16 protein-coding genes are annotated in these 15,733 nt (G+C 69.6%); 4 read left to right on the forward strand and 12 right to left on the reverse strand.

The window, feature by feature from the left end:
- The first annotated feature begins 22 nt into the window (after positions 1 to 22).
- Both ACJTNH_RS13980 and ACJTNH_RS13985 read left to right on the forward strand, forming a co-directional pair.
- On the forward strand, positions 23 to 298 hold the full coding sequence (locus ACJTNH_RS13980) for a hypothetical protein (protein ID WP_458176627.1): 276 nt from the start codon (positions 23 to 25) through the stop codon (positions 296 to 298).
- A 2-nt stretch (positions 299 to 300) separates the two neighbouring features.
- A complete protein-coding gene (locus ACJTNH_RS13985; RefSeq protein ID WP_458176629.1) occupies positions 301 to 1,554 on the forward strand; it encodes a cation:proton antiporter in 1,254 nt (417 codons plus the stop codon).
- Positions 1,555 to 1,616: 62 nt separating this feature from the next.
- On the opposite strand, the gene ACJTNH_RS13990 is transcribed toward ACJTNH_RS13985, so the two are convergent.
- The 12 genes from ACJTNH_RS13990 to ACJTNH_RS14045 form a co-directional block, all read right to left on the reverse strand.
- The gene (locus ACJTNH_RS13990; protein WP_458176631.1) at positions 1,617 to 2,657 is read right to left on the reverse strand and encodes a hypothetical protein; all 1,041 of its coding nucleotides are present in this window, start codon (positions 2,655 to 2,657) and stop codon (positions 1,617 to 1,619) included.
- A 518-nt stretch (positions 2,658 to 3,175) separates the two neighbouring features.
- On the reverse strand, positions 3,176 to 4,207 hold the full coding sequence (locus ACJTNH_RS13995; protein WP_458176633.1) for a S1C family serine protease: 1,032 nt from the start codon (positions 4,205 to 4,207) through the stop codon (positions 3,176 to 3,178).
- A 131-nt stretch (positions 4,208 to 4,338) separates the two neighbouring features.
- Positions 4,339 to 6,972 carry an ATP-dependent chaperone ClpB gene (gene clpB / locus ACJTNH_RS14000; protein WP_458176657.1) on the reverse strand — a complete coding sequence of 878 codons (2,634 nt, stop codon included), beginning with the start codon at positions 6,970 to 6,972 and terminating at the stop codon, positions 4,339 to 4,341.
- Positions 6,969 to 7,286 (reverse strand): chaperone modulator CbpM, encoded by a 318-nt coding sequence (locus ACJTNH_RS14005; protein WP_458176635.1) that lies wholly within the window; start codon positions 7,284 to 7,286, stop codon positions 6,969 to 6,971. Before ACJTNH_RS14005 ends, clpB begins: the two co-directional genes overlap by 4 nt.
- Positions 7,283 to 8,284: a DnaJ C-terminal domain-containing protein gene (locus ACJTNH_RS14010; protein ID WP_458176637.1), complete on the reverse strand. Its 1,002-nt coding sequence runs from the start codon at positions 8,282 to 8,284 to the stop codon at positions 7,283 to 7,285. The genes ACJTNH_RS14005 and ACJTNH_RS14010 overlap by 4 nt, the downstream gene beginning before the upstream one ends.
- Complete coding sequence (locus tag ACJTNH_RS14015; RefSeq protein ID WP_458176639.1) at positions 8,284 to 8,775, reverse strand: nucleotide exchange factor GrpE; 492 nt, start codon at positions 8,773 to 8,775, stop codon at positions 8,284 to 8,286. Before ACJTNH_RS14015 ends, ACJTNH_RS14010 begins: the two co-directional genes overlap by 1 nt.
- Before the next feature lie 157 nt (positions 8,776 to 8,932).
- Complete coding sequence (gene dnaK / locus ACJTNH_RS14020) at positions 8,933 to 10,816, reverse strand: molecular chaperone DnaK (RefSeq protein ID WP_458176641.1); 1,884 nt, start codon at positions 10,814 to 10,816, stop codon at positions 8,933 to 8,935.
- A gap of 225 nt (positions 10,817 to 11,041) precedes the next feature.
- The gene (locus ACJTNH_RS14025) at positions 11,042 to 11,572 is read right to left on the reverse strand and encodes an Hsp20/alpha crystallin family protein (protein WP_458176643.1); all 531 of its coding nucleotides are present in this window, start codon (positions 11,570 to 11,572) and stop codon (positions 11,042 to 11,044) included.
- A 387-nt stretch (positions 11,573 to 11,959) separates the two neighbouring features.
- Entirely contained in the window at positions 11,960 to 12,493 is a 534-nt protein-coding gene (locus ACJTNH_RS14030; RefSeq protein WP_458176645.1) for an HdeD family acid-resistance protein, read from the reverse strand.
- 62 nt (positions 12,494 to 12,555) lie between these two features.
- Complete coding sequence (locus ACJTNH_RS14035) at positions 12,556 to 12,894, reverse strand: STAS domain-containing protein (protein WP_458176647.1); 339 nt, start codon at positions 12,892 to 12,894, stop codon at positions 12,556 to 12,558.
- A 104-nt stretch (positions 12,895 to 12,998) separates the two neighbouring features.
- Positions 12,999 to 13,715 (reverse strand): ANTAR domain-containing protein, encoded by a 717-nt coding sequence (locus tag ACJTNH_RS14040; protein WP_458176649.1) that lies wholly within the window; start codon positions 13,713 to 13,715, stop codon positions 12,999 to 13,001.
- Complete coding sequence (locus ACJTNH_RS14045) at positions 13,712 to 14,362, reverse strand: GAF domain-containing protein (protein WP_458176651.1); 651 nt, start codon at positions 14,360 to 14,362, stop codon at positions 13,712 to 13,714. Before ACJTNH_RS14045 ends, ACJTNH_RS14040 begins: the two co-directional genes overlap by 4 nt.
- Before the next feature lie 668 nt (positions 14,363 to 15,030).
- Between ACJTNH_RS14045 and ACJTNH_RS14050 the strand changes: the two genes are divergently transcribed.
- Positions 15,031 to 15,324: a transposase gene (locus ACJTNH_RS14050; protein WP_458176653.1), complete on the forward strand. Its 294-nt coding sequence runs from the start codon at positions 15,031 to 15,033 to the stop codon at positions 15,322 to 15,324.
- The gene (locus tag ACJTNH_RS14055; RefSeq protein ID WP_458176655.1) at positions 15,321 to 15,647 is read left to right on the forward strand and encodes a hypothetical protein; all 327 of its coding nucleotides are present in this window, start codon (positions 15,321 to 15,323) and stop codon (positions 15,645 to 15,647) included. Before ACJTNH_RS14050 ends, ACJTNH_RS14055 begins: the two co-directional genes overlap by 4 nt.
- Positions 15,648 to 15,733: the final 86 nt, after the last annotated feature.

Genomic DNA, 15,733 nt, shown 5'->3' on the forward strand with positions numbered 1-15,733 from the left:
TGGGACGGGTGGGAGGTGCTCGGTGGAGGTGGAGCAGACACCGTTGCCCGGGGTGGGGACGCGCTATCAATTTGCCACCTCGGCCAATCGCCGGCTGGGTCTCGTGGTGCACCGCGACGGGATGGTGGACCTGCTGGTGTACGCCGAGGACGACCCGGACACGGTGATCGAGTCAGTCAGCCTGGAGCCTGAGGAACGGGCGGCGCTGGTGGAGCTGCTGGCGTTACCGCCAGGTGAGGACGACCCCCGGTCGCGAACGCATCACCGCACCTGGCAGCTGACCCAGGACCAGCCGTAGCGGTGGAGGAGACGAGCCACGAGCTACTGGCCGCCTCCGCCGGGTCGACGGGCACGGTGCTGCTCCAGCTAGGCCTGGTTCTGTTCGGCCTGGGCCTGCTGGGCCTGCTGGCGCACCGGTTCAAGGTCTCCCCGGTGCCGCTGTACCTGCTGGCCGGCTTGGCTTTCGGCGAGCACGGCCCGGTGCCGCTGACCGTCGCTGAAGGCGGTGAGCAGTTCATCGCGATCGGCGCCGAGCTGGGCGCGGTCCTGTTATTGCTGATGCTGGGCCTGGAGTACGCCGCCGACGAGCTGGTCGCCGGGCTGCGGCACAACGCCCGGGCCGGGGTGGTGGATCTGGTGCTCAACGCCGCACCCGGCGCCGCGGTGGCGCTGCTGCTGGGCTGGGGGCCGGTGGCGGCGGTCGCGATGGCCGGGGTGACCTACGTATCCTCCTCCGGCATCGTGGCCAAGCTGCTGGCCGACCTCGGGCAGCTGGGCAACCGGGAGACCCCGGTAGTGATCGCCGTCCTCGTGCTGGAGGACCTGGCGATGGCCGGCTACCTTCCGGTGCTCACCGCGCTGGTGTCCGGGTTGACGGTCTTCGCCGCCACGAGCAGCCTGGCGCTGGCCCTGGCCGCGGTCGCCGGCGTCTTCGTCCTCGCAATCAAGGCACCGGGGGTGCTCGCCCGACTGGTGTTCGCCCCCAACGACGAGGTGCTCCTGCTGCGCGTCCTCGGGCTGACGCTGTTGGTGGCCGGGGTCGCCGCGCAGCTGAACGTGTCGGCCACCGTGGGGGCGTTCCTCGTCGGGGTGGCGCTGTCCGGGCCGATCGCGCACAGCGCCGCGCAGCTGTTGCGCCCGCTGCGCGACCTGTTCGCCGCGGTGTTCTTCGTCTTCTTCGGCCTGCAGATCGACCCCACCCAGATCCCCGCCGTGCTGCCGCTGGCCGTGGCCCTGGCCGCGGTGACCGCCGCCACGAAAGTCGCCACCGGCTGGTGGGCTGCTAGTCGCGCCGGCGTCGGCCGCCGCGGCAGGCTGCGCGCCGGGGTGGCGCTCATCCCCCGCGGGGAGTTCTCCATCGTCATTGCCGGGTTGACCACGACCGCGGCGGCGGACACAGACGCGTTCACGCTGGATCCGCGCTTCGGGGCGCTAGCGGCCGCCTACGTGCTGCTTCTGGCGATCCTGGGGCCGCTAGCAGCTCGACTGGTGACCGCCCGCCGTCCGCGAGCTCGCCGGGCCATGCCGGAGGCGACCGAGCACCGAAGCACCTGAGCCGAACCGATCGCCTCGTGCCGCGGCGGGGCCGACCGGCGACGGTCGGAGGACGCCCTCGCTCAGCTGGCGGCTCGGCCGGCCTGGTAGGTGTAGGCGGCGTCACGGACGGCCTCGTCGGTCTCCAGGCCGGCGCCCAGCGCCCCGCCGACGGTCGCCAGGGAGCTGGTCAGCCAGGCCAGCTCGACGTAGTCCGACAGGTGCACCGCATGCGTCAGCCCCCCTTGGAACAACGAGGGCGGCACCAGGAGCAGGGCACCGGCGAGGGCAAGGGCGAACAGCGCCGCGTAGAGCGCCAGCACCCCGATGACGACCGTCGCCGTGGTCGCCAGGTTGAACAGCGTCACCTGCTTGCGGACCCGACGGTCCGGTGTCCGCTCCCACAGCTGCGCGCCGACGATCAGCGTGACCGCGATGGCTACCACCGACCCGAGGGCCACTGCGGTCAGCCGCGGCCAGCCGAAGGCGTCGGCCAGTCGCCAGATGTCGGAGGTCACCAGCGCGAACACCCCTGCGGCGATGGCCGCGGTGAGCGCCCGGGACAGGCGGACCGCCAGCCGCCACGGCCGGTTGGCGCGGACCATGCCCAGCAGTAACCGCAGGTTGCCCGACAGCACCCGGGCGGTGAAACGCACACCCTCGGCCGAGTCCGCCGGCTCGGAGGCCAGTTCCCGCACCCGCCGCCGGAGGCCACCCGGATCGGAGGCCGCGCTGGGGCCGAGCAGCGCCCGGATGAGACCGTGGGTGGTCTGCATCGCCCGCCGGCGCAGCCCGACCGGGCCCAGCGCCGGCAGCGACAGCACCCCTACCCCGTGCACCGGGCTGGCGTGCGCGACAACGGGGCGGCGGTCGGCCTCCAGCGGCAGGTCGGTCAGGCAGACCGCCAGGTCCCAGTCCTCGGAGAGCAGCCGCGCGCGGGCAGCGGCGACGATCTCGGCGTCGTCGGCCGGTGGCTGTACCAGGCTGTCCTCGACGCACCGGACCTCCCAGCGGACCTCGGCGTGCTCGGCGGACAGCTGCCGGCTCAGCTCCCCGGTCAGCCATCCGGCGACGTCGGACGCGGCGCCGGGAGCAGCCACGAGGCCGACGACGACGTCGGGCACCGCGGCCGAGGCAACCGCCGGTCCTCCCTTTTCGTCGGCGGGGCTGCGCCCGGTCGCCGGTGCGGGATCGACCCCGTCGTGCGCCTGGTCACGCGGGTGGGGACCCGTCACCGGTGGTCAGTCCCGGCCGGTGCGCCTGCGATCGGCGCGGGGCAGATCGGCCCACCCGTGCCCGTCCGTGCCGTCCGGTCCGGCCACTGGAATCTCCTCGGTGCCGCTGGCGCCGGAGCCTTAGGTCGCCCGTGCGCGGCGTCGGCTCCGCGCCGGTGGCCAAATCGGGCGCCGGGAAAGGCTTCCCCTCCGCGCCGCTGGACGCCAGGACCGAGCGGCCGGGGACGCGGCTGCTTCCGCCGGTGCGCGGCTGCAGCTCGAGGCTGCTGCTGGATCATGTCTGCCTCCCTGGGCCGACTGCTGCGGATGCATGTTCGGGCGTTTCTCGAGGTCAGCTGAGTCACCCAGCGACAGCGCCCGAGGTCGGGACTTGACGGGGCGCGGGTGGGGTGACCGTCGCTCTGTTGCTACTCGCTCGCCGTCGGACGCTCGGTGAGCGTCAGGTCGACGTCGCGTTCCTCTTTGTCGTCACCACGAACGGTCACGGTGATGGTGTCCCCGGGGTCCCGATCACGAAGGGCCGCGAGCAGGTCCTCCGGACTCGCGGAGGGTTCGCCGTCCACGGCGGTGATGACATCCCCAGATTCAATGCCGGCGGTGACCGCAGGGCCACCGGGGACGACCGCTCGCACGATGACCCCTTCGGTGCTGGGTAAGCCGAGCTGCTCGGCAATCTGGGGCGTTATCGTCGCTGGCTCGATCCCCACGAAGGCGTGCTCAGCCTCTCCGTCGCCTTCAAGTTCCTCGATGACGTCGATGACCGTGGCGGACGGAATGGCGAATCCCAGGGACACAGCTCCCGCCTGCGGTGGGATGTACGCCTCGCTGATCCCGATAACCTGCCCATCCCCGTCGACGAGTGCCCCGCCACTGTTGCCCGGACTGATCGCAGCGTCGGTCTGTATCAGGTCCACGAGAGCTTGACTTTGGCTCGCGCTTCCCGGGATCTCACGATGCAGCCCCGAGATGATGCCTGCCGTCACAGTGTTCTGAAAGCCCAACGGGCTGCCGATGACGACCGCCAGTTCCCCGATGGTCGGAAGCTGGCGTTGGAACTTGGCAGCAGGAAGCCCAGTGCGCTCAGCCTCAACCAGTGCCAGATCGGTGACCGCATCGGTCGCCAGCACAGTGCCTGAGACCCGCTGGCCGTCGGCGAAGGCAACGTCGACCGATATCGAGTCCCGGACCACGTGTTCGTTGGTGACGATCAGCCCGTCCTCGCGGTACACGACTCCGCTGCCTGACCCGGCTGCGGTGAGGATCGTGACGACACTGGGTTGCAGCCTCGCCGCGATGTCCGGGACCTGGGCTAGCGTCCCCGTGCCCCCTTCTGCCGGCCTGTCGTTCCCATCTGACGAATCCGTTCCCGTGCACGCGCCGCAGAGCAGCGCCACGGTCAGCAGAAGCCAAAGAATCCGGTAGGGCTCCCTGCCAAGCATTCTGTTGAGCCTTCCTGTATGCGGACGCCGAGGTGCTTGCTGTCCTCCTCTTCCGCAGGCGGCGAGGCACAGCTGCAGCGGTCCTGTTCCAGTGGAGTCGCGCCTGGGAGCACGTTGCGGATGGTGACCGGTCAGGCAGCCTGTTGGCCTGGTTCGTCGGACGGGTTGGTGATCTCTATGGTGAGCTGTCCGTCGCGCTCGTCGACGGTCACAGTCGCTCCGTCGAAGATGTCACCGGACAGCAACGCCCGCCCCACCCGGGTCTCTACTTCGCGCTGCAGGTACCGACGCAGCGGACGAGCGCCGTACACGGGATCGAATCCCTCGGCGGCGATGTGCCGCCGAGCGGCCTCCGTGAGTTGCAGATCCAGCCGGCGGTCGGCCAGTCGACGCCGCAGGCCATCGACGAGCAGGCCGACGATGCGCTCGATCTCGGCGAGGACGAGCGGCTTGAAAAGCACGACGTCGTCGATTCGGTTGAGAAACTCGGGGCGGAAGTGCGCCCTCAGTTCCGCCATGACAGCGTTTCGCGCGTCTTCCTTGATCTCACCGTCACCGGTGATGCCGTCGAGCAGGTACTGCGACCCGATGTTGGACGTCATGACAATGACCGTGTTTCGGAAGTCGACGGTACGGCCCTGGGCGTCGGTGAGCCGGCCGTCGTCGAGCAGCTGAAGGAGCGTGTTGAACACGTCCGGGTGGGCCTTCTCGACCTCGTCGAGGAGGACGACGGAGTAAGGCTTGCGCCGGACGGCCTCGGTGAGCTGACCACCCTCCTCATAGCCGACGTATCCCGGAGGGGCGCCAACCAGGCGGGAAACCGTGTGCCGCTCCTGATACTCGCTCATGTCCAGGCGGATCGTGTTGTCCTCGGTGTCGAACAACGCCGCGGCCAGGGTCTTCGCCAGTTCGGTCTTGCCCACCCCGGTGGGACCCAGGAACAGGAACGAACCGATCGGACGGCGCGGGTCCTTGACCCCCGAGCGCGCGCGGATGATCGCGTCGGCGACCAGCTGCACTGCCTCATCCTGACCGACAACGCGTTCGTGCAGGATCTCGTCGAGGCGCAGCAGCTTCTGCCGCTCGCTCTCCACCAGCCGGGACACGGGGATACCGGTCCAGCGGGCGACGATGTTGGCAATCTCCTCCTCGGTGACGACCTCCCGCAGCAGCCGCCGTCCGCCCTGCTTGCCGACCAGCTGCTCCGACTCGGCCTGCAGCCGTCGCTCGATCTCCGGCAGGACGCCGTGACGCAGTTCGGCGGCGCGGTTGAGGTCGTAGGCGCGTTCAGCAGCCTCGGCTTCCAGCCGCACCCGCTCGAGCTCTTCGCGCAGCGACTGGACCCGACGGATCGCCTGCCGCTCGGCCTCCCACTGCGCGCGCATGGCGTCGGCCTCGGCGCGCAGGTCGGCCAGCTCGCGGCGCAGCTCCTCCAGCCGGGCGCGGCTCGCCGCGTCCTCCTCCTTGGCCAGGGCGGCTTCCTCGATCTCCAGACGCATCACCCGCCGGGTGACCTGGTCCAGCTCGGCGGGCTGGGAGTCGATCTCGGTGCGGATCATGGCGCACGCCTCGTCGACGAGGTCGATCGCCTTGTCCGGCAAGAACCGGTCGGAGATGTAGCGGTGCGACAAGGTGACCGCCGCGACCAGAGCGGCGTCCTGGATACGGACGCCGTGGAAGACCTCCAGGCGTTCCCGGATCCCGCGCAGGATGGAGATGGCGTCCTCCTCCGACGGCTCCTCCACCAGTACCGGCTGGAAGCGCCGTTCCAGGGCTGCGTCCTTCTCGATGTGCTTGCGGTACTCATCCAGCGTGGTCGCGCCGATCATGTGCAGCTCGCCGCGGGCGAGCATCGGCTTGAGCATGTTGCCGGCGTCCATCGCGCCTTCGGCCGCGCCGGCGCCGACGACGGTGTGTAGCTCGTCGACGAACAGCAGGATCTGCCCCTCGGCGGCGGTGACCTCCGACAGCACGGCCTTCAGCCGTTCCTCGAACTCCCCCCGGTACTTGGCACCGGCCACCAGCGAGCCCATGTCGAGGGCGAAGACGGTCCGGTCACGCAGGCCCTCGGGGACGTCGCCGTTGACGATCCGCTGCGCGAGTCCCTCGACGATGGCGGTCTTGCCGACGCCAGGGTCGCCGATGAGGACCGGATTGTTCTTGGTCTTGCGGGACAGGATCTGGATGACCCGGCGGATCTCCTCGTCGCGGCCGATCACCGGGTCGAGCTTCCCAGCGCGGGCGGCTGCGACCAGGTCCCGGCCGTACTTGTCCAGGGCCTCGTAGGCGACCTCGGGCATGGCGGAGGTGACGCGCTGGTTGCCGCGGATGGAGGTCAAGGCGGTGAGAAAGCGATCCCGGGTCAGGCCGGCGTCCTTGAGCGCCCGGCCGCTGGCGCTGGTCGATCCTTCCTCGAGAAGCGCCAGCATGAGGTGCTCGACGGACACGTATTCGTCCTTGAGTCGTCGGGCTTCACGCTCGGCGGTGTCCAGCAGCCGGGACAGCCGCTGGGTCACATAGACCTCCCCGGGTGCGGCGCCGGGACCGGTGACGCGAGGCCGTCGGCCGAGGTCGGCTTCGACCCGGGCGCGCAACTGGTCGGGGTCGGCGCCGGCGGACGTGACCAGGCGCGGTACCAGTCCTTCGACCTGATCGAGGAGCGCGAGCAGCAGGTGCTCGCCGTCGACCTCGGTGTGCCCGAAGCGCAGCGCTTTGGTCTGCGCGTCGTGCAGCGCTTCCTGGGACTTCTGGGTCAGTCGATTCATGTCCACGCTGAGTCACTCCTCCTGGCTGTGCCGGGACGCGCTCGCAGAGCGGCCTCCAGCTCTTCGATGCGGGTGAGCAGGTCGAGCACGACGCCGAGGGCGGCGTAGTTGAGCGCCAGGCCGACCCGCAGACGCTGGATGCGGGCGACCCGAGCAAGCTGGTTGGGGGCGAACTCGGGCTGACGCGCCGCCGGGTTGACCGGTTCCAGCAGCCCAAGGGCGACCAGCCGCCGCACCAGGTCAGGATGCAGCCCTGCGGCGGTGGCGAACTGGTCGAGGGACAACCGGGGAGGTCGGGCCAACGGATACCTCATCGGCCGCCTCCGGACGTGCTGGCCCTCGGATCGAAGGAGGAGGCGTCGGCGAGCTCCTCGAACAGCTTGCGTTCCTCCCTCGACAGCTGCGAGGGCACCATGATCTTCACTTCGGCGTAGAGGTCTCCGGATCGACCGGTCGGGCTGGCCAGTCCCCGACCGCGCAACCGCAGCTTGCGACCACTGGAGGAGCCCTCGGGCACGGTCACCTGCGCCTGCCCCCCGGGGGTGTCGACGGGGACGCGGGCACCGAGCGCGGCTTCCCAGGGGGTCATCGGGAGGTCGACGTAGATGTCGCGCCCGTCAACCCGGTATCGGGGATGCGGAGCGATGCGCACCACCAGGTACAGGTCCCCGGCTGGCGCGCCGCCGCTGCCGGCGCTGCCCTGCCCGGCAAGGCGGATCCGTTGGCCATCGGTCACCCCGGCCGGGATGTTCACCTCCAAGGTGCGCGATCCGCTGGGCCCGGCCAGCGTGACCCGACGTCGACCACCGGTGTAGGCCTCCTCCACCGACAAGCTGATCTCGGCCTCCGAGTCCGCGCCCGGCACTGGGCCACCGCCGAACCCGCCCCCACCTGCCCGGCCACCGAAGATGCCCCCGAACAGGTCGTCCAGGTCGATGCCGGCGTCGTCGAAGTCGGCCGGTTGCCCGTTGACGTACACCCGGCGGCGGCCGCCTCCTCCGGCGAACGGACCACCCTCGAAGGGGCTGCCGACGCCGCCTGCGCCGAACGGGCCGGCGGCGTCGGGGTCGAACCCCTCCGGCACCTGTCGCCAGTTCGCGCCGAACCGGTCGTAGCGCGCTCGCGTGTCTGGATCGGAGAGGACGTCGTAGGCCTCGGTGATCTCCTTGAACCGGTCCTCGGCTCCCGGGTCCTTGTTCACGTCAGGGTGGTACTGGCGGGCGAGCTTGCGGTAGGCCCGCTGGAGCTCCTCGGCGTCGGCATCCCGCCCGACGCCGAGAACCTCGTAGTGGTCCCGGGTGCTGGTCGTCATCAGCCGCGCCCCTCCGGGTCAGAGGCCCGCTCCCCGGCACGGGGGGTGGGTCGCTGGGAGACCGCGACCACCGCCGGCCGCAGCAACCCGTGCGGAGCTGTGTATCCGGGACGGAGCACGGCGACCACGGTCCCCGGCTCGGCGTCAGGGTCCTGGACGACTTGGGCCGCCTCGTGCCGGTTGGGATCGAACGGTGCCCCGGCGGCCTCGATACGCTCGAACCCGAGCCGAGCCAGCGCACTCAGCGCTTGGTCCCGCACCGCTTGGACGCCGGTGACGATGGTGCCCGGATCCGCGTTGGCGTGCTGCAGGGCCAGCTCGAGATTGTCGATCACCGGCAGCAGGTCGGCGGCGACTCGAGCTCGCTCACCGGTGCGAGCGTCGTCGATGTCGCGCTGGCACCGTTTGCGGAAGTTGTCCAGATCCGCCACGGCCCGCTGCCAGCGGGCACGCATGTCAGCCAGGTCCAACGCAGCGGCCTCGCTCTCCACCGATGCACCGGGCCCGGCGCTGCCGGGATCCCCCGGCGGCCCTGCTGCCGCCTGGGGACCCGACGCGGAGCCACCGCTTGCCTCCCGGGCCGCGTCCCCCGCTCGGGGAGCGTCCGGACGCGGATCGGGACTTGGGGTGTCGGATGCAGTCATTTCGTCAGCTGGTGGTGAAATCGGCGTCGATCACGTCGTCGGCAGCGCCGGGACGGCCACCGGCAGGCTGACCATCGCCGGCACCCGGCGCGACGGACGGTGCCGCCGCCAGTCCGGACAGCAGCTGCTGCAGGTCGGCAGAGAGCGCGCGCACCCGGTCCAGCGGCGCCTCGTCGTTGACCGCCTGCCGCGCCTCGGCGATAAGCATTTCCGCGCGCGCCTTCTCGTGCACCGCCGCCTGGTCGCCCAACTCGGCCAGCCGACGTTCCACGGCGTAAGCCACCGAATCCAGTTCGTTGCGGGCATCGACCTCCTGTCGGATCCGGGCGTCCTCGGCACGGTTGGCCTCGGCCTCAGCGATCAGCCGCTGCACCTCCGACTGGTCCAGCGTGCCGCTTTCGCTGATGGTGATCCGCTGCTCGTTACCGGTGTCCTTGTCCCGGGCGGAGACGTTGACGATGCCGTTGGCATCGATGTCAAAGGTGACCTCCACCTGAGGCACACCACGCGCGGCCGGACGGATGTTCTCCAGCCGGAACCGCCCGAGCACCCGGTTGTCCGCAGCCCGCTCCCGCTCGCCCTGCAGCACCACGATGTCGACTGCCGGTTGGTTGTCTTCGGCAGTGGAAAAGGTCTCGGTGCGGCGAGTCGGGATGGTGGTGTTCCGCTCGATGATCTTCGTCATCAGCCCGCCGAGGGTCTCCACCCCCAGCGACAGGGGGGTGACGTCGAGCAGCAGAACGTCCTTCACCTCACCCTGCAACACCCCGGCCTGCACGGCGGCGCCGGAGGCCACGACCTCGTCAGGGTTGACGCTCATGTTCGGGTCCTTGCCGCCGGTCAGCCGCCGCACCAGCGCCTGCACGGCCGGGATCCGGGTGGATCCCCCGACCAGGATGACCTCATCGAGGTCGTTGGCAGTGACCTTCGCGTCGGTCATCGCCTGCTGCACCGGCCCTAGGCAGCGCTCGACCAGGTCCGCGGTGATCTGGTCGAACTTCGACCGCATCACCGTGGTGGTCAAGTGCTTGGGCCCGGAGGCGTCGGCGGTGATGAACGGCAGGCTGACCTGCGTCTGCGTCGTGGAGGACAGCTCCACCTTGGCCTTTTCCGCCGACTCGTACAGTCGCTGCAGCGCCTGCGGGTCGCGGCGCAGATCGATGCCGGTGCTCTGCTGGAACTCATCCGCAAGGTGGTCGACGAGGCGTCGGTCGAAGTCGTCACCGCCCAGATGGGTGTCCCCGGCCGTGGAACGAACCTCGACCACCCCCTCGCCGACGTCGAGAATGCTGACGTCGAAGGTGCCCCCGCCGAGGTCGAAGACCAGTACGGTCTCGTTGCTTTTCTTGTCCAGCCCGTAGGCCAGTGCCGCGGCGGTCGGCTCGTTGATGATCCGCAGGACCTCGAGCCCGGCAATTTGACCGGCGTCCTTGGTGGCTTGGCGCTGGGCGTCGTTGAAGTAGGCAGGAACGGTGATCACCGCCTGCGTGACCCGCTCCCCCAGGTACTTGCTGGCATCTTCGGTGAGCTTGCGCAACACCTGCGCCGAGATCTCCTCCGGGCCGTACTGCTTGCCGTGCACGGAGAACCGGACGGCGTCATCCGGGCCCGGTACGACGTCGTAGGACACGGCGGAAATTTCCTCGGAGACCTCGGCGAACCGGCGCCCGATGAATCGCTTGGCCGAATAGATGGTGCCCTTGGGGTTCAGCACCGCCTGCCGACGGGCGAGGAGCCCGACGAGGCGTTCCCCGTTTTCTGTGAACGCCACGACCGATGGTGTCGTGCGTCCGCCTTCCGCGTTGGCGATGACGACGGGCTGCCCGCCCTCGAAGACGGCGACTACCGAGTTTGTGGTTCCGAGATCGATTCCGACTGCCTTGGCCATTCCGAACCCCTCCCTGCAGGCCACCGGTCGGGAGACCGACGGCAAGTCTGATTAGGTTGCGCCTACGCGTCTCGTGCTCTTCCGTTGAATGCTCGTCATGAGGTCACCGATGTACGGCGGCGGGTTGTGTCACGGCAGCTGCCGTCGGGCTTCGTGCACCGGCGGCAGCAGGTGGGCCGGGATGGTCACGTCGTCGCGGGTTCTCGCCCCACCCCGGCCCCGCTCTCAGCTGCCCCGCTGCTCCCCCTCGGAACCGCCCTGGTCCGACCCCTGGTCCGAGCTCTGGTCAGAGCCCTGGTCAGAGCCGTGGTTCTGGACACCGTCCGATCCGACGGACAGCTGCTGCTGGCCCGAGTCGTGCTGCACCTCGATGCGGCGCGGCTGCGCCTTCTCCGACATCGGGATGGTCAAATGCAAGACACCGTTGTTGTAGTTAGCCTGCACCTTCTCGGTGTCCAGCGCGTCGCCGACCTGCAGCTGGCGGGTGAACCGGCCCTGTGGCCGCTCGGCGAGCAGGACGTTGGAGCCCTGCGCGTACTCTGCGCGCCGCTCGGCGCGGATGGTCAGCGTGTTTCGCTCGGTGGTGATCTCCACGCTGCCCGGGTCCACACCGGGCAGGTCCAGGGCGACGTGGTAGCCGTCCTCGGCCTGCCAGACGTCCATCGGCATTCCCATCGGCGTGCGGGTGCCCGACATCAGCTGACTGGTCAGCCGATCCAGACTTCGGAAGGGGTCACCGAACGGTTCGAAACGCATGACACTCACTGCACTCTCCCTTCTCTCCCCGCCGACGGTGGCGGAGTGCTGTGAACCGACCCCGGCGCCAAACACGGAGCGGGGGTGAACCGAGCCCTGCAGTCGAGGCGGCTAGCGGGCCGGCGGCCTTCGGGACCGCGGGCGGTCGTGGTCCGGTCCCCGCTGCCATGCCGTCGCGAGATTGACCTGATGGCCCGTGTTGATTGCTTGCCGAGACTGGGTCGCGAAGGGGTTGAAACCGACCGCGGTTGCCTTGTTCACCAGTCCGCAGCGCCCCTACCGACATGCTGCGGGGAGTATCACCACCGCGCAGGTTCGTAAACGTCGAGCGACCGTCAGTCAAGGACGGCGGGCAACCGGGCCCGGCCATCGAGCTTGGAATGATGGTCATGGCAGATCGAGGACTACTACCTGCGCCTTGCGCAGCCGCCATGCGGCCAGCAGGAGCACGACACCAGCGACGATGGCGTAGACACCGAGCACGGTCGCTAGAGCCACGGCGCCGACGTCCGGACGCAGGAGAATGATCACACCGGCGATCAGCGAGATGGTCCCGAGGAGGCCGATCAGCCACTCTCCGGTGAGTTCCCGGCGGAGCCTTATCGCTGCGACGATCTCCAAGACACCTGTGACGACCGCCCACGCCCCGGCCAACACCACGAGCGCCAACGCCGTCAATTGTGGCCACACAACGGCGGTGACACCGGCTGCGATGCCGACGATGCCGCCGAGCACGTACAGCCACCGTCTTCCCTGGTCACCGTCGCGACCCAAGCCGCTGGCGATCATGCCGAAGCCATCTACCGCGGCATAAGCCCCGAACAGCAACGCCAGGACCAGCACCGTGGCCTCGGGCCATAGCAGCGCCAGCAGCCCGAACACGAGCGCGATGACCCCTCGCAGAACCAGCAGCAAGGTCACGCGACGAACCAGTTTCGTCGGCCTCTCCTGCCTGCCCCGTTCCTGCGTCCTAGAGATGTCCATCAGGACCCCTCCCCCGAAGGATTGTTGGCATGCCCCTCTTCCAGCACATGCGCGTCGAGTTTCATGGCGACCAGAGCCGCCCTGGGCCACGGTGGGGCCTCCGGCAGGGTCAAATGCGCTCCCTGTCGTAGCGCCGTCCGATAGCAGGCGTTGACTATTCGCAGTCCGCTGGCGTCGCAGAAACGCAGCTCTGCAGTTTCGATGACCCAGTGGGAATGGCTCGCGGCATTGAGCATGCGGACGGCGTCGAGCAGGTGGTAGGAGGTCTTGCGGTCCAGCCGCCCAGCCAGGCGGATGCGACCGCCGGTAGGGAAGACGGTCACCGTCAACTCGCGCACTGACGCGTCCTCTTGACGCCCGATTGGCAACCTGCCACGGGCGTCTAAAGGCACGCGGGTGCCGTGACCTGTTCCCGCCATCGAGGACCGAGTCATTTGCGGCGTCATCGCTCCCCCGGCAGCCGTCCGGTGATCAACAGCGTCTGAGCGACGTCGCCGATCTTGCGTCGGTGCTTGCGAGCCGCAGCCCGCAGCCGTGTGAACGCCTCGGTGTGGCCGATGTGGTCGCGTGCCATCAGGTAACCGATGCCCCGCTCGATGGGAACCCGGTAGTCCAGCGCGTAGTTCAGCTGGGCGGCGAGCTCGCCCGCCCGGTCGGCGCTGACCGCGGCGGTGAGCATCGCCTCCACCACCTCCGCGTAGCGGACCAGGGCATCAGCTTCTGAGTCGTCCCAGTCCTGCACGGAGGTGCGGTAGACGTCCAGACTGCCAACGCACAGTCCGGACAGGTACACCGGTACGCCCAGGACCGCCGCGACCCCCTTCCCCCGCAGCACCGGGGCCAACAGCGGCCAGCGCGGGTCGTCGGCCACGTCGGCGCAGGAAGTCGCTTCTTCGCGGACGAAGGTGTCCACGCACGGACCCTGCCCAGTCTCCATCTGAGTCGTTTCCAGCAGGTGGCTGAGGCCGTCGCTGGCCACCGCATAGCGCAGCTCGCTGTGCTCGTCGGCGATCATCACTCCGCTGCCGTCGACGCCGAACAGGGCGACGCAGGATTCGACGATCCGCCGCAGTGACGCCTCCAGCATCGCACTGTCGTGCTGATCGTTGAGGCGCCGCAGGCTGGCCGCCAGCGCCTGCGCATCGACACTGGCCGTCATCGCCGCCCACCACCATCGCGGGCGTTCCGTGTGGATCCAGAGTTGCGCTCGCCGTCGTGGCCGTCCGGGGACGACGGTCCGGCGCCGACCCCGCCCGCAGGGGAGTACGCCATCAGGTCCAGCAGTGCCCGCGGTGTCGCCCGCGCGGTCAGCCCCAGCAGCGCGCCGATCACCCCGGCGAAGGCCTCGGCGGCGGTGATCTCGCCCGGCGTCCATTCGTGCGGCAGCGGGCGCATCCCGTTGAGATTGCCGACGACCTGACGGTCCACGGACACCGGAGCGGACACCACCGCCCGCAGACCGGCATCGCGTACCCGATCCCGCAACAACGCGTACGCGGGTTCGGCGAGCATGTCCGCCACTGCCACCGGCGACCCGTGGCCGAGCACATCCACACCGGGACCCACCCCCAGGTCCGCCTGAGCGGTCTCCAGGATGGCGGACGCCGGACCGGTGGTGGCCACCGTGCGCAGCTGTCCGGTGTCACTAAGGAGCAACAGCCCGACGGCCTCCACGCTCAGCACCTCCCGTGCTGCGGAAACAACCAGCGCGACGCGGGAACTCAACGTGCCCACCGACGGAACTTTGGGCAACCCGGCCGTGAGCCGCTCCAGGCTGCGCTTCAGCGCCTGTTCGTCAATGGGCATGCCGACGCCTCCCTCCGGCCCCGCCTGTCCCTCGGGCCGACGACGGCCGCGGCCTGCCACGGAGGCTGCACCCGTTTGAGGCGCTCGCCCGGCCCCACCCCGGCCACCATGAGCTGGAGCGAGGGCGCGTGACGCCTACCAGCCGCCGACCGCATGCGCGGGCCCCGTCCGTCATAGCTGGTACCACGCTCAAGCCGCGGACGCTGACTAACAGCCGCTCCTGTAGATGGAGCCACATGCACCCGCGGCCGCCAACCGTGAAGGCCATGTGCAACCCAAGTCCAGCCGCCCGCTCGGACGCTCCATCAGAATTGGCGGTGGCGCGCATCTGCACCGACGCGTCGTCAGTCGCGCGGCGCTGGAGCAGATCTCGGCGAGCGGCGACAGCGACAACGTCCATGCGCTTCACCCCCTGTCCGCAGCTACGCGGAACGGCCAAACGGTTCCACCCAACTGCCGCGGACACAGGGCGGCAGAGCCAACAAACTCATGCGCGCCGACGCAGCACGCCGACTGCAGTGGGGCGACGGTACGTCCCCAGCCAGGGCGCCGCAACGGGGCGGCCGGTACCAACGCAAACCCCCGCGTTGAGGTGGGAAGGGACTGCTGCACGAGTAGGTGACATCTGATCTGTGGTGCCGAGAGGTGCCGCTGGAAGGATGTTCACCGTGCCCAAGCCCTACCCCAAGGAGTTTCGCGACGACGTCGTGAGCGTCGCTCGCAACCGTGAGCCGGGCCAGCACCTGAAGCAGATCGCGGCCGACTTCGGGATCAGCGAGTCGTGCCTGACGAACTGGATGAAGGCCGCCGACGTCGAAGACGGGGTCAAGCCCGGAACGACCGTCGCGGAGAACGCGGACCTGCGGGAGGCCCGCAAGCGGATCCGGCTACTCGAGCAGGAGAACGAGATCCTGCGCCGGGCTGCGGCCTACCTGTCGCAGGCGAACCTGCCGGGAAAATGATCTACCCGCTCGTCCGCGAGTTGGCCGCGTCCGGGGCCCCTGTGCGGGTGCCGGTCGCGGTGACGTGCCGGGTCCTGGGGCTGGCGCGTCAGCCCTACTACCGGTGGCTGGCCGCACCGGTCACCGCCGCTGAGCTCACCGAGGCGCACCGGGCGAACGCGTTGTTCGACGCGCATCGCGATGACCGCGAGTTCGGCTACCGGCTGCTGATCGATGAGGCCGCCGATGCCGGCCAGCCGATGGCCGCGCGGACCGCGTGGTCGATCTGCTCGGCCAACGGCTTGTCCCGCCCCGGGTCTGATGGAGGCTCTCAATCCACGTGAGGATGAGAGTCATGGCGGCACCAAGGAAGTACCCCGACGAGCTGCGTGAGCGGGCGACCCGGTTGGCGGTCGAGGCACGGCGTGAC

Source organism: Modestobacter lacusdianchii (genome assembly GCF_054177765.1).

What these genes read in the sequence shown, in the direction of transcription:
- ACJTNH_RS14055 (WP_458176655.1), top strand. Translation starts at nt 15,321, where the DNA reads ATGATCTACCCGCTCGTCCGCGAGTTGGCCGCGTCCGGGGCCCCTGTG.
- clpB (WP_458176657.1), bottom strand. Translation starts at nt 6,972, where the DNA reads ATGAATCGACTGACCCAGAAGTCCCAGGAAGCGCTGCACGACGCGCAG.
- ACJTNH_RS14025 (WP_458176643.1), bottom strand. Translation starts at nt 11,572, where the DNA reads ATGCGTTTCGAACCGTTCGGTGACCCCTTCCGAAGTCTGGATCGGCTG.
- ACJTNH_RS14005 (WP_458176635.1), bottom strand. Translation starts at nt 7,286, where the DNA reads ATGAGGTATCCGTTGGCCCGACCTCCCCGGTTGTCCCTCGACCAGTTC.
- ACJTNH_RS14045 (WP_458176651.1), bottom strand. Translation starts at nt 14,362, where the DNA reads ATGCCCATTGACGAACAGGCGCTGAAGCGCAGCCTGGAGCGGCTCACG.
- ACJTNH_RS13995 (WP_458176633.1), bottom strand. Translation starts at nt 4,207, where the DNA reads ATGCTTGGCAGGGAGCCCTACCGGATTCTTTGGCTTCTGCTGACCGTG.
- ACJTNH_RS14040 (WP_458176649.1), bottom strand. Translation starts at nt 13,715, where the DNA reads ATGACGGCCAGTGTCGATGCGCAGGCGCTGGCGGCCAGCCTGCGGCGC.
- ACJTNH_RS14010 (WP_458176637.1), bottom strand. Translation starts at nt 8,284, where the DNA reads ATGACGACCAGCACCCGGGACCACTACGAGGTTCTCGGCGTCGGGCGG.
- dnaK (WP_458176641.1), bottom strand. Translation starts at nt 10,816, where the DNA reads ATGGCCAAGGCAGTCGGAATCGATCTCGGAACCACAAACTCGGTAGTC.